The 13,441-nt window shown below is 63.5% G+C and carries 8 protein-coding genes; 7 read left to right on the forward strand and 1 reads right to left on the reverse strand.

The genetic code is table 11. The features are described 5' to 3' along the window. Positions 1 to 26: 26 nt before the first annotated feature. The 5 genes from VE009_RS23125 to VE009_RS23145 all read left to right on the forward strand — a co-directional run bounded on the left by VE009_RS23125 (position 27) and on the right by VE009_RS23145 (position 9,065). A complete protein-coding gene (locus VE009_RS23125; RefSeq protein WP_325011789.1) occupies positions 27 to 734 on the forward strand; it encodes a DUF1961 family protein in 708 nt (235 codons plus the stop codon). Continuing rightward, positions 731 to 3,340 carry a hypothetical protein gene (locus VE009_RS23130; protein WP_325011791.1) on the forward strand — a complete coding sequence of 870 codons (2,610 nt, stop codon included), beginning with the start codon at positions 731 to 733 and terminating at the stop codon, positions 3,338 to 3,340. The genes VE009_RS23125 and VE009_RS23130 overlap by 4 nt, the downstream gene beginning before the upstream one ends. Before the next feature lie 115 nt (positions 3,341 to 3,455). Continuing rightward, positions 3,456 to 5,108: an AraC family transcriptional regulator gene (locus tag VE009_RS23135; protein WP_325011793.1), complete on the forward strand. Its 1,653-nt coding sequence runs from the start codon at positions 3,456 to 3,458 to the stop codon at positions 5,106 to 5,108. Positions 5,109 to 5,669: 561 nt separating this feature from the next. After that, the gene (locus tag VE009_RS23140; protein WP_325012153.1) at positions 5,670 to 7,802 is read left to right on the forward strand and encodes a rhamnogalacturonan lyase; all 2,133 of its coding nucleotides are present in this window, start codon (positions 5,670 to 5,672) and stop codon (positions 7,800 to 7,802) included. 60 nt (positions 7,803 to 7,862) lie between these two features. Then, the gene (locus VE009_RS23145) at positions 7,863 to 9,065 is read left to right on the forward strand and encodes a rhamnogalacturonan acetylesterase (RefSeq protein WP_325011795.1); all 1,203 of its coding nucleotides are present in this window, start codon (positions 7,863 to 7,865) and stop codon (positions 9,063 to 9,065) included. 73 nt (positions 9,066 to 9,138) lie between these two features. On the opposite strand, the gene VE009_RS23150 is transcribed toward VE009_RS23145, so the two are convergent. Beyond that, a complete protein-coding gene (locus VE009_RS23150) occupies positions 9,139 to 10,485 on the reverse strand; it encodes an MFS transporter (RefSeq protein ID WP_325011797.1) in 1,347 nt (448 codons plus the stop codon). A 257-nt stretch (positions 10,486 to 10,742) separates the two neighbouring features. Here VE009_RS23150 and VE009_RS23155 point away from each other — a divergent pair, with 257 nt between their 5' ends. Continuing rightward, positions 10,743 to 11,924 carry an acetyl-CoA C-acetyltransferase gene (locus tag VE009_RS23155; protein WP_325011799.1) on the forward strand — a complete coding sequence of 394 codons (1,182 nt, stop codon included), beginning with the start codon at positions 10,743 to 10,745 and terminating at the stop codon, positions 11,922 to 11,924. Positions 11,925 to 11,948: 24 nt separating this feature from the next. Further along, positions 11,949 to 13,436 (forward strand): long-chain fatty acid--CoA ligase, encoded by a 1,488-nt coding sequence (locus VE009_RS23160; RefSeq protein ID WP_325011801.1) that lies wholly within the window; start codon positions 11,949 to 11,951, stop codon positions 13,434 to 13,436. Positions 13,437 to 13,441: the final 5 nt, after the last annotated feature.

Consider the following 13,441-nt stretch of genomic DNA (forward strand, 5'->3'; position numbering starts at 1 on the left):
ACGGTTATAGAAGGAGGACTGCAGGCGTGCTGCAATATGAAAAAACGGAGCTGCTGTATCGAAACGCGCTGGCAGAGGCGTCGGACGTGCGGGATTTCGTCATGGAGGGAGACGGCGCGGTCACGTTCCCGCTCGGCCGCATGCGGCTCGAGAGCAGGCGCGACCCCGCCGAAGGCCAGGCGGCCAATATCGTATTTTGGTGTCCCGAGACGTTCCCGGACGATGTCGCCATAAGCTGGAGCTTCTGGCCGGTGCGGGACCCGGGTCTTGCGATTTTGTTCTTCGCAGCTAGCGGGCGGAACGGCGAGCATGTGCTGGACGAGTCGCTGGCGCCGCGAAGCGGGCCGTACGACCAGTATCACCATGGGGACATCAACGCGTACCATGTGTCGTATTTCCGACGCATGTACGAATCGGAGCGGCGGTTTCAGACGTGTAATTTGCGCAAAAGCTACGGCTTCCACTTGGTCGCGCAGGGCGCGGATCCGATTCCGCATATCAACGATTGCGATCCGCCGTACCGGATCGAGGTCGCGAAGCTCGGCAACCATGTATCGTTCTCGATCGACGGACTGCCTATATTTCATTACATCGACGACGGCGAGCACGGGCCGCCGCTCGGCGCCGGCAGCGTCGGCTTCCGGCAAATGGCGCCGCTGATCGCGGAATACGCCGATTTGCAAATCCATCGCATCCGCGGCGAAGCGGCATGCGGCGAGGAGGACTCACAATGACAAACTCGATTCAAGCTCCTGCGACAACGGTGCCCTTGCGCTGGCTGGGCGGCGAGCTGCCCGCTTGCGCGGCCGGGACGACATGGGGCGTCCCTTGGGCGAAAGGCGCGCTGTCCCGCGAGGACGCGTTCGCGCTGCGCGCGGCGGACGGCGGCGCCGTTCCGGTGCAGAGCTGGCCGACGGCGTATTGGCCGGACGGCAGCGTGAAATGGACGGCGCATGCGGCGTCGTTCGCGGGAGGCGCCGCGGGAGCGGGCTTCGCGCTGGAGCGGACGACGGCCGGCTCGGCGAATCCGGGCGGGGCGACCGTCTCGGTAACGGACGGCGACGGCGACATCGAGGTCGACACCGGCGCGATTCGCTGCCGCATTCCCCGCACCGGTTCTTCGATCATCCGCGATATCGTGCGCGGAGAGGAGCGCATCTGCTCAGGCGCGAAGCTGGTCGGCATTCGGGAGGCGCGGCGGACGGACGGCGGCGTAAACACGACCGCGGAGGAGCCGTTCGTCAGCGAAGTGGCCGGCGCGAAGGTCGAGCAAGCGGGGCCGGTGCGCGCGGTCGTGAAGGTGACGGGACGGCACCGCGTCGAAGCCGGCGGACGGAAATGGCTGCCGTTCGTCGTGCGGCTGTATTTTTATGCGGGGCTCGAGTCGGTGCGCGTCGTCCATACGTTCACGTACGACGGCAATCCGCATCAAGACTACATTAAGGGTCTCGGCGTCTCCTTCAGCGTGCCGCTGCGGGGGCCGCTGTACAACCGGCATGTCCGGCTCGCGGGCGACGACGGCTGGTTCGCCGAATCGCCGAAAGGGCTCGAGACGTTCCGGACGCGCGACCGGTATCAGGAGCTGTACCGCCGTCAGACGGCGGGGGAGCGCATCGCGTTCGACGAGGCGCAGGACGCCGATTTCCTGAAGCTGATCGACGATTCCCCGGTGTGGAACGGGTTTAAGCTCGTGCAGCATACGGCGGACTCGTACACCGTTCTGAAGCGCACGAAAGAAGGCTGCAGCTGGATTCGCGCCGCCGTCGGCCGCCGCGCGGGCGGCTTCGCGTACGCCGGCGGGGAAGGCGGCGGGCTCGCGGTCGGGCTGCGCCACTTCTGGCAGAAGGCGCCGACGGCGCTCGAGGCGGAGGCGATGTCGGCGAACGAAGCTTCGTTGACCGCGTGGCTCTGGTCGCCGGACGCGCCGGCGATGGACTTGCGCCATTACGATACAGAGACGCATGTCTTGTCCTGCTACGAAGGCGCGGACGAAATGCGCAGCACGCCGTACGGCATCGCGAACACGAACGAGCTGACGCTCTGGTGCTGCGAATCGACGCCGGATCTGTCCGCGCTCGATGCATACGCTTCCGTGAAAGAATCGCCGCCGCTTCTGATCGCGGATCCGGAGACGTACCACGGCACGAAAACGCTCGGCGTCTGGAGTCTGCCGGACCGGGGCACGCCGCTGAAAGCGAAGCTGGAGGACGCGCTCGACGGGTTGGTCGCCTTCTACATGGAGGAGGTCGAACAGCGCGGCTGGTACGGCTTCTGGGATTACGGCGACGTCATGCACAGCTACGACACGGTCCGCCACACATGGCGCTACGACATCGGCGGCTGCGCTTGGCAAAACACGGAGCTCGCGCCGAACATGTGGCTGTGGTACATGTTCCTCCGCTCGGGGCGCGAGGACGTATTCCGCTTCGCCGAGGCGATGACGCGCCATACGAGCGAAGTGGATGCGTATCATATCGGCGAATACGCGGGGCTCGGGTCTCGCCATAACGTGCTGCACTGGGGCTGCGGCTGCAAGGAAGCGCGCATCGCAATGGCCGGTCTGCACCGCTACTACTATTATTTGACGGCGGACGAGCGGATCGGCGACTTGATGGACGCGGTCAAGGACGCCGACTTCGCGCTGCTCGGCCTCGACCCGATGCGCGCTTACTATCCGAAGGACGAGTTCCCGACGCACGCGCGCAGCGGACCCGACTGGGCGGCGTTCTGCTCCAACTGGCTCACGCAGTGGGAGCGGCACGAGGATACGGCGTACCGCGACAAGATGCTCGTCGGCATCGAATGCTTGAAGAAGATGCCGCATCGGCTGCTGACCGGTCCCGTCTTCGGCTACGATCCGAAAACGGGCGAAATGCACTATTTCGGCGACGAAAACTACGGGCATCATCTGATCATCTGCATGGGCGGGGCGCAAATTTGGACGGAGCTCGCGGGGCTGATCGACGATCCGGAATGGGCCGACATGGTCGCGGAATTCGGAGCGTTCTATACGTTGCCGGCCGAGGAGAAGGCGCGGCGGACGAACGGCGCCATCCGCGGCAAGGATTGGAACATTCCGATGCTCGCGACGACGATGATGGCGTTCGCGGCCGCGCACCGGGGCGACCGGGAGCTGGCGCGGGAGACGTGGTCGCTGCTGCTGGAGCAGTTCACGCATTGGACCGTTCCTCTTCCGTTCGAGACGACGCCGGTGCCTCGCGGCGAATATGTAAGGAATATTCAAGAGCTCCCTTGGATTTCGACGAATACGGCATCGCAGTGGTCGATCAACGTCATCGTTTGTATGGCTCTGATCGGCGACCAATTGGAAGAAGCATAACGAATTGTTCGATCGTACACACGGATGTCACGCTGGCGCGGCATCCGTGTTCCATTTGGACCGCCGCGGGCGGTTCGCACGGAGGAATGAAAATCACACGAAACGGGTGGTGTTCATGGTACGTCGTTTGCTGTTCGTCACGATACCTTCGCAGATGGGTGGGAAATTACGAAGAAAAGGCAAATTTTATTGGAAAAGCTTCGCGCTGCTGCTCGCCCTCGCTTGTCTGCCGGGCGTCGCAATCGACGTCGTTCGGCATTGGGCGCTGGGGGACGGAACGTCTCATGCGCTGCGCGAACCGCTGCCGTTCGCCGCGGCGGCGCTTCCGGCGGCGGCCGCATGCGCGTGGTTCGCCTGCCGCGCGCTGTACTCGCCGATCGAGCGGCTGCTTCGGTCGTTCGGCGGGCCTTCGGCCGCATCGCCGACGCCTCCGTCACTGTCGGCGTCGCCTTCCGTGCCGAACGGCGACGAATTTCGCGTTATCGAGAGCGAATGGCGCCGCCTGCTGGGGGAGCGGACGGAGCTCGAACGCCGGCTGCGCTTCCAGCTGCCGCAAGCGAAGGCCGGATTTTTGCTCCAGCTCGTGCAGGGCTTCGCCTCCCATTATTCGGAACGAGAGCTGAGGGAGCGAATGAAGCGGCTCGGCTGGCCCTCCGGCGGCGGATCGTTCGTCGTCTGCTTCGTGCGGCTCCACGGCTTCGGCGCGGAAGGGGCGCCGTTCGCCCCGGAGGAGGACGGACTCGCCGCCTTCGCCGCCGCCAATGTGGCGGAGGAGCTGGGGGCGATCCGGTTCGCGCAGGCCGATGCGGCGCTCCTGCCCGAGACGACGGTCGCCCTGCTGTTGACGTCGGGCGGCGCGGGTACGTCTCGGGAAGAGCTGCAGACGTTCGCCGGCGAACTGATCGATGCCGTCCGCCGGCTGCTTCGGCTGAAGGTGACGGTGTCGATCAGCGGAGCGTCCGGTACCGCGCGGGACATCCCGCGGCTTGCGGCGGAGGCGAAACGAGCGCTGCGGCACCGAAGCTTCGAGCGGGACTGCCAATGGATCGATGTCGAACAGCTGCGCGAAGATGCCTTCGTCCCCGTCGGGTACCCCGCTACGCTAGAAAGCGAGATCGCGCAGACGATCCGCTCCGGCCTGCCGCACGAAACGCTGCGGCTCGTCGAAGCGTTCCAACGCGCGATTGTGGAGCAGGGCGGGAGGGAGTCGGACGTGCAGCAGGCGATGCTGCAGCTGCTCGGCGCGTCAATGCAGGCGATGCTCCAGGCGGGCGTCTCCGTCCACCGGCTGTACCCCGGCGTCGATTGGTACGAGGAGCTCTCCAGGTGCAAGGATCCGGCAGAGCTGCTTCAGTGGTTCGAGCGGCGCGTCTTAGCGCCGTACGCCGAAGCGCTCGAAGGAAGCGGAGACCGGCAAGCGGCGAAAACGATTGAGCAGGCGCTCACATACGTAGAAGCGCATTATACGGGAGAGGTCACGCTGGAGCTGTGCGCCGCTTGGGCCGGCACGACGCCGAACGCGCTCAGCCGCACATTCAAGAAGGTGACGGGGAAAAATTTCGTGGAGTATGTGACCGAGCTGCGCATGAACAAAGCGAAGGAGCTGCTCCGGGATACGCAGCTCAAAATGAACGAGGTGGCCGAGGCGGTCGGCTATAAACAAAGCTACTTTAATCGCATGTTTAAAAAGCAGGAAGGGTTGACGCCCGGCGAATACCGGGCCCGGAGTAGGACAAATCGGCGAAGCCGCGCGCCCGGGGACGGTTGAACGGCGGGGGCGCTTCGCACGCGCGCAGCGGAACGATGACATTTTTTCGCCGCGCGATCGTTTGAAAGCGCTTATTTCCGAGAGTGCGGGCAGCGTCAGGCAAACGGGGCCAAAACGTCCAAAATCGTCCAACCAAAATGTGCAAAACGGCAAAAACGGTGCAAACGCGGCGATCAACCCGCGGGAAACTTGCGGACAAAAAAGTACGCTTGTTCCCATTTCGCGACTCCATTATGTTGGGGTCAAAGGAGGGATGTTGATGGGAGCGTTCGCTGCATCCAAACCGCGGACCGTTCGACCGGCGCGCGCTGCGCGGCCGTCGGCATGAAACCAATCGGAACTCGACGCAGCTGATACAAATAAGGAGGCATGACTATGAAATCCCCATTATGGAAGAAACGCATGAAGCTTGCCGCGGCCGCGACGCTCGGCGCTTCGCAACTGCTTGCATTCGGCGGCGCGCAAGCGACGGAAGCGCTGCCGCTCGACGCGCTCGTCGGGATCGACGCCGCCCAGGAGTCGGGAAGCGCCGCGGCGGCGCCGCACGGCATGACGAGACAGATGGAGTTTCTCGATCGCGGGCTCGTGGCGATTCGCACGGAAACCGGCGTGTTCCTCAGCTGGCGCCTGCTCGGCTACGAGCGCCAAGATACGGCGTTCCACGTTTACCGGGACGGCGTCCGCCTAACGGCCGAGCCGATCGCGGACTCGACGAACTACCTCGATCCGACGGGCACGCCGGCTTCGACGTACGACGTGCGCGCCGTCATCGACGGCGCGGAGCAGCGCCCGTCCGCGGCGGCGACGGTCATGGCGTCGAATTTGCTCCGCCTGCCGCTGAACAAGCCGGCGGATCGACCGGATCCCGACAACAACGGGAATACGGTCACATACCGCGCCAACGACGCGAGCGTCGGCGATCTCGACGGCGACGGGCAGTACGAAATCGTGCTGAAATGGGATCCGTCGGACTCGCGCGACAATTTGCCCGACGGCAAAACCGGGGAAGCGTTCATTGACGCTTACAAGCTGGACGGGACGTTCCTGTGGCGCATCTCCTTAGGCAAAAACATTCGCTCCGGCCCGCATTACACCCAGTTTATGGTGTACGACCTGGACGGCGACGGGAAGTCGGAGGTGGCGTTCAAGACGGCCGACGGCACGGTCGACGGCGTCGGCAACGTCATCGGCGATCCGAACGTCGACTATCGGACCGACGGCGGCGTCATTTTGGAAGGACCCGAGTACTTGACGGTGTTCGAAGGCGCCACCGGCCGCGCGCTCGCAACGGTGCCGTTCGAGCCCGCCCGCGGCAACGTGTGCGATTGGGGCGACTGCTACGGCAACCGCGTCGACCGCTTCCTCGCCGGCATCGCGTATTTGAACGGCGAGACGCCGAGCCTTATCATGGCGCGCGGCTACTACGCGAAGTCGGTCATCGTCGCTTACGATTTTAAAGACGGTCAAATCGTAAAGCGTTGGGCGTTCGACAGCACGCAGCCCGGCAACGAAGGGTACGGCGGCCAGGGGAACCATCAACTGAGCGTCGGCGACGTGGACGGCGACGGCAAGGACGAGATTGTATACGGCGCGATGGCGATCGACGACGACGGCACGGGGCTGTACACGACGGGTCTCGGCCACGGCGACGCCATGCATCTCGGCGATCTCGACCCGCAGCGTCCGGGTCTGGAAGTATTCAGCGTGCATGAAAGCCGGAACTCGCCGTACGGCGCATCGTACCGCGATCCGAAGACGGGCGAGGTGCTGTGGGGCGTGTACACCGGCAGAGACACCGGCCGCGGCATGTCCGCGGACATCGACCCGCGGTATCCGGGCGAAGAAGTGTGGGCTGCTGCCGGCGTCGGCTTGTGGAGCAGCCAAGGCGAGAAAATCGGCACGTCCGTGCCGTCGTCGATCAACTTCGGCATTTGGTGGGACGGCGACGTGCAGCGCGAGCTGCTCGATCACGTATGGCTCGGGAACGAGCTCGGCACCGGCATTCCGAAGATCGACAAATGGGATTACGCAACAGGCACGACGCAAAACGTCGTCACGTTCGAGGGCACGTATTCGAACAACCATACGAAAGGAACGCCGACGCTGCAGGCGGACTTGTTCGGCGATTGGCGCGAGGAAGTCGTCGTGCGGGCGCAGGACAGCAGCGCGCTCCACATCTACACGACGACCGCTTTGACGGGCACGAAAATTTATACGCTCATGCACGACCCGATGTACCGTCTCGGCATCGCTTGGCAGAACGTATCGTACAACCAGCCGCCGCACCCGAGCTTCTTCCTCGGCTACGGCATGTCGACGCCGCCGGCGCCGGCGATTCGCGTCGTCTCGCCGGTCGCCGTCGACGTCGATCCGGATGCGCTGAACTTGAACGCATCGAGCGGGGACAACGCGGTGACGGTGTACATGGAGCCGAGAGGCGACGTCTCCTTGCCGAATCCGGCGACGGTCACGATGATCGCGAACGGGCGGACGATCGCGGCGCAGGCCGAACCGACCGCTGTAGGCGACTATGATGGCGACGGCAAGCAGGATCTCATGGTGAAATTCGACGCCGCGCAGGTGCGCGAGGCGTTCGCGGGCACGAGCGGTGAGCAGCCCGTGCATATCCAAGGAACGATGCAGGACGGCAGCGGCTTCGCCGGCAGCGATACGATCAAAATCGTAACCCAATAATATCGATCAGCAAGGACCTTCCGCGGAAGGTCCTTGCTTGAACTCGAAGGAGGAATCGTAATGGGGAATAAAGGATGGAAAGTCGGAGTCGCGGCGGCGCTGCTGCTCTCGACGCTGCTCGGCGGCGCGTCGGCAAGCGTCGGCGCCGGCGCGAAGGAACGGCTCGAGCGCGTCAAGACGCCGAACGTGTACCAATTCGATTTCGGCGCCGGACCGGTCGAGCCGGGGCATGTCGGCGTCCGCGCGGCGGATGCGTACGACCCGGCGAAAGGGTACGGCTTCGCGACGCCGGAGCACATGCGCGACGTGCCCGCCGCCGGCGTCGGCGCCGCCAGCGATGCGGTGCAGTTCCTGCAGTACGATCGGAAGGGGCCGAACACCTTCAACGTCGATGTGCCGAACGGTCTCTACCAAGTGACCGTCACGCTCGGCAACACGTTCCGGGCCAGCGTCGCGGCCGAAGGCGTGTACCAAATCATCAATATGACGGGGAACAACGCGGTCGATTCGTTCCAAATTCCGATTACGGACGGCCAGTTGAACCTCCTGGTGACGGAGGGGAGAGCAGGCACGCCGTTCACGCTGAGCGCGCTGAAACTTCGCCGTTTATCGGAAGATCCGGTGACGAATCGGACGATTTACATCGGCGGCGATTCGACGGTCGCCAATTATTATCCGCTCGAGACGAGCATGCAGGCCGGTTGGGGGCAAATGCTGGGCGAATTCGTCGGGAAGGGGCATTTCCAAATCCGCAACATGGCCTCCGGCGGACAAATCGCGAGAGGGTTCCGGAACGACGGCCAGCTGGAAGCGATTTTGAAATACATTAAGCCGGGCGACTATTTCATCCTCCAGCTCGGCATTAACGACACGAATCCGAAAAACAGCACGACGGAAGCGGAATTCAAAGAAATTATGCGCGACATGGTGCGGCAGGTGAAAGCGACCGGCGCAACGGTCGTCCTCTCCACGCCGCAGGGGCGCGCTACGGATTTCAACTCGGCAGGCGTGCACAGCTCGGTCAACCGATGGTACCGCCACGCGACCGTCGCGCTCGCGCAGGAGGAGCAAGTGCCGCTCGTCGATTTGAACGTATTGAGCTCGGCGTATTTCACGTCGATCGGTCCGGAAGCGACCAGGCTGCTCTACATGCCGGGAGACAGTCTGCACCCGAACCGGGCCGGCGCGAGGGAGCTCGCCCGCCTCGTGGCGGAGGACTTAAAGCGGCAAGGGTTGGACGGTTTCGTCCACGGACAAAAGTAGCGCAACGACAATGTAAAGGTCGTCACCGCGGTGGCGGCCTTTTCTGTTGTCTCAGCGTTGAAGCTGCCGAACATTACGACGTTTGGATGGCTTTGTCCGCGGACATGCGGCGATACAGCATGGAGCAGCCGATCGAAAAGAACACGATCACCGCCAGCCCCCAATAAATGTTTGCATAGGCGGCGCTTGGCGGCAATCCTTCCTGCCACTCCAGCGCGCTGGCCGTAGCCGCAACGCCGAAGGCGCCGCTGAAAAATTGCAGCAGCTGAAACAGCCCCATCCCGGACCCGATTTGCGACGGCGGCAAAATGCGGGACATTTCGTTAGAGATGCTGCTGCTCAGAAAGGTAAAGCCCACGCTCAGGATCATATAGATCAGCATAATTGAGATCGGCGAAACGTCCCCTAGCCATGCGAAGAGTACGACGGACGCCAGGATCACCAAAGGCCCGTATCGGATGATGGAATCGTTCCCGTTCTTATCGATGATCGTCCCCGCCTTGCGCGAAACGAGCATCGCCAGCAGCGATCCGGGGAAGATGATCAGTCCCGCTGCGCCGGCGCTTAATCCGTACGTGCCGACAAGGATTTGCGGCATTAAGAACAGCGTAGCGAAGCTGCACAAATAGGCGGCGATCCCTACGGCTCCGAGCGTCAAGAAAGACCGATTGCGGAACAACGCCGGTTGAACGAAAGGGTCCGAAACGCTGCGAATACGCACAATAAAGAGAATCAAAGCGGCAAGCCCCGCCGCTAAAGCGATCCACAATCCGCTTGTCAGGAATAACAGCAACCCTGTCGTCCCGATGCCGGCAAACAGTGCGCCCATTGCATCGAACGAGCCTCTAGACGGCTGCTCCCTTGGGACGAGAATCGCGAAGGACGGCAGAAGCAGTAACGTGAGCGCGGTCACGGCGAACAAATACGGCCAGCCGAGATATTGAACGACCGCCCCGCCGACGATCGGTCCGAGGCCTAGACCGAGCGAAGCGGCAGACATGATCGTCGCCATCGCTTTCCCCCGCCGCTCCAGCGGTACGTACCTTGAAAACAGGACTAAGGATAAAGCGGGGATCGCCCCGGCTCCCGAAGCTTGAAGGATGCGCACGATTAGCAATGGAATGAACTCGTTGGTGAAAAAGCCCGCGATGGAGGAAACGCCGATCGTTGCAAGTCCGATGAGAAACAGCCTGCGGATCGGAACGAAGTCGGATAATCGGCTGTATGTAATGGACGATATGGCGAACACGATGGAATAAGCGGTTACGATCCATGAAACGGACGATGCCGACAGGGAGAAGTCCCGAGAAACGTCTGGAAGCGCTAAATTAAACATCATCGTATTCATAATGACCAGTACGATCGCAATCCCGAGCAGAGCGGTGACGAGCCCTTCTCGTATAGATTTATCGGAAGCCATAACCAGATCCCTCGCTTATTTAAAATTCCAAAATTCGATTACATTCGAACAATAAAAGATAGCACGCCGTATGGTAAGATGCAATCAGGAACTGTTACTAAATCTAACCTAGAGAGCAAGCCGGGCATCGTCCGGCTTGCTTTTTTTCATGCCGATCTCGCCGAAAGCGGCACGCCGATCGAGTTGTAACTGGTTTGTAACTGCCCTTCCGTACAGTGAACGTAATACATTTTCGACGCGAAAAGGGGTTCATTGCGATGAGAGAAGTCGTCATCGTCGGCGCCGCGAGAACGCCGATCGGATCGTTCATGGGATCGTTATCGTCCGTCCCGGCCGTCGAGCTGGGCGGCATCGCAATTCAAGAAGCGCTGAAGCGCGCGGGCGTTCGGGCCGAGCAGGTCGACGAGGTCGTCATGGGCAACGTGCTGCAGGCGGGGCTCGGCATGGGACCGGCACGCCAGGCGCTGTTTCGCGCGGGGCTGCCGCCGGAGGTGCCGGCGTACACGGTCAATAAAATTTGCGGCTCGGGACTGAAGGCGATGCTGAACGCCGCACAGGCGATCCGCGCCGGCGATGCGGACGTCGTCGTCGCCGGCGGCATGGAGAATATGTCGCAGGCGCCGTATTTGCTGCCGGGCGCGCGCGCCGGCTATCGATTGGGGAACGGCGCGGTCGTCGACTCTATGACGCTCGACGGGCTGCACTGCTCGATCGAGAACGTCGGCATGGGCATTACCGCGGAGACGGTGGCGGAGCGGAACGGCATTACGCGCGAGGAGCAGGACCTCTACGCGCTGGAGAGCCAGCTGCGCGCGGAGCGGGCGATGGCGGCGGGCGCCTTCCGCGAAGAGATCGTCCCCGTCGAAATCCGGGATAAGAAGGGCGCCGTCCAGCTCGTCGACGCCGACGAGCATCCGCGGCCCGGCATGACGCTGGAGAAGCTCGCGAAGCTGAAGCCCGCGTTCCGGCCCGGCGGCACCGTCACCGCGGGCAATGCGTCGGGCATTAACGACGGCGCCGCGGCGGTCGTGCTGTGCGCGCGCGAGACGGCCGAACGGCACGGCTGGACGCCGCTCGCGAAGCTGCGCGCGTACGCGTACGTCGGCGTCGAGCCCGCCGTCATGGGGCTCGGGCCCGTGCCGGCCGTGCGCCGCGCGCTCGAGCGCGCCGGTCTCGCCGCCGACGACGTCGAGCTCGCCGAGCTGAACGAAGCGTTCGCGGCGCAGTCGCTGGCGGTCGTACGTACCCTCGGCCTCGACGGTGCACTCGTGAACGTGAACGGCGGCGCGATCGCGCTCGGCCATCCGATCGGCGCGAGCGGCGCCCGCATTGTCGTAACGCTTCTGCACGAGATGCGCCGCAGAGGCGCCGCGAACGGCGTCGCCGCGCTGTGCGTCGGCGGCGGACACGGGGTGGCGGCCGTATTCGAAAGGATGTAACGACACCGGAGAGGAGCATGGCGCATGAACTGGGAAGCGGATTGGCTGGCAAGCCGCCGCCGCGTGTCGCCCGCGGGCATCGCCCTGATCGACGCGGACGGCGGCGGTCGGTATACGTACGAGAGATTGGACGACCGCGCCTCGCGCCTCGCCGCGGCGCTGCGGGACGCCGGCGTCGGCAGAGGCGACCGCGTCGCGCTGCTCAGCCCGAACGACGTCGCGTATTTCGACTACATGTTCGCGTGCGCGAAGCTCGGCGCGTTGTTCGTGCCGCTGAACTATCGGCTGTCGGAAGCGGAGCTCGCGTACATCGTGAACGACTGCGCCCCGAAAGCGATCGGCTATGCCGGCGTTCACGAGCCGACCGTCGCGGCTTGGCCGATTCCCGACCGGCGGAGAGTGGACGACGCCGCTTACGCGCGGCTGCTGGACGACAATTCCGCGCCGCGGCGCGATAGCGAGCCGGTCGATTGGGCGGAGCCGTGGCTGTTGATTTATACCGGCGGCACGACCGGCAAGCCGAAGGGCGTGCTCATTTCCCATCGAGCCGTCTGGTGGAACGCCGTCAATACGATCGTCAGCTGGGGGCTGAGCGACGCCGACGTCACGCTGAACTGCATGCCGATGTTTCACACGGGCGGCATCAACGCGCTGACGCTGCCGGTGCTGCTCGCCGGAGGCACGGTCGTGCTGGGGAAGCAGTTCGACCCCGTCCTAACGGTTGATTGGCTCATTCAATACCGGTGCACGAACGTGCTGCTCGTGCCGACGATGTACCACCTCGTCGTCCAGACGGAGCAGTTCCGCGCGGGCGCCTTCCCGCCGAACCTCGTCTTCATCTCCGGCGGGGCTCCTTGCCCGCTGTCGATTTACGACGCCTTCGCGGCGCGGGGGCTGAAATTCAAGGAAGGATACGGCATGACGGAGGCCGGTCCGAACAATTTCGTCATTGCGCCGGAGGAGGCGATGCGAAGGCGCGGCTCCGTCGGCCAGCCGATGCTGCTGAATAAGGTGCGGATCGTCACAGGCTCGGGCGAGGATGCCCGTCCGAACGAAGTGGGCGAAATTTGGCTGCAGGGCCATCATTTGTTCAACGGATATTGGAACGATGAAGCGGCGACGCTCGAGGCGATGCGGGACGGCTGGCTTAGGACGGGCGATTTGGCGAAGCGGGACGAGGACGGGTTCGTCTACATTATGGGCCGGCTGAAGGATATGATCATTTCCGGAGGGGAGAACATTTACCCGATCGAAATCGAGCAGGCGCTGCTGTCCGCGCCCGCGGTGAAGGAGGCGGCCGTCGTCGGCGTCGCGGACCCGAAGTGGGGGGAAGCGGTCGTCGCCGCCGTCGTCATGCACGAAGGCCAGCGGGCCACGCCGGAACAGCTGCGCGCGCACTGCGCCGAACGGCTCGGGCGGTACAAAGTGCCGAAACGCATCGTCGTGTGGGATCGGCTGCCGAAAACGCCCGTCGGCAAGATTAACAAGCAAGCGATCGTAAATATGCTATGATAATC

This window comes from Paenibacillus sp. (assembly GCF_035645195.1).
GTDB lineage: Bacteria > Bacillota > Bacilli > Paenibacillales > YIM-B00363 > Paenibacillus_AE.

Bases quoted from the DNA above. Each gene is read 5' to 3' on its own strand.
- VE009_RS23130 (WP_325011791.1), top strand. From the start codon at position 731: ATGACAAACTCGATTCAAGCTCCTGCGACAACGGTGCCCTTGCGCTGG.
- VE009_RS23135 (WP_325011793.1), top strand. From the start codon at position 3,456: ATGGTACGTCGTTTGCTGTTCGTCACGATACCTTCGCAGATGGGTGGG.
- VE009_RS23140 (WP_325012153.1), top strand. From the start codon at position 5,670: ATGGAGTTTCTCGATCGCGGGCTCGTGGCGATTCGCACGGAAACCGGC.
- VE009_RS23145 (WP_325011795.1), top strand. From the start codon at position 7,863: ATGGGGAATAAAGGATGGAAAGTCGGAGTCGCGGCGGCGCTGCTGCTC.
- VE009_RS23150 (WP_325011797.1), bottom strand. From the start codon at position 10,485: ATGGCTTCCGATAAATCTATACGAGAAGGGCTCGTCACCGCTCTGCTC.
- VE009_RS23155 (WP_325011799.1), top strand. From the start codon at position 10,743: ATGAGAGAAGTCGTCATCGTCGGCGCCGCGAGAACGCCGATCGGATCG.
- VE009_RS23160 (WP_325011801.1), top strand. From the start codon at position 11,949: ATGAACTGGGAAGCGGATTGGCTGGCAAGCCGCCGCCGCGTGTCGCCC.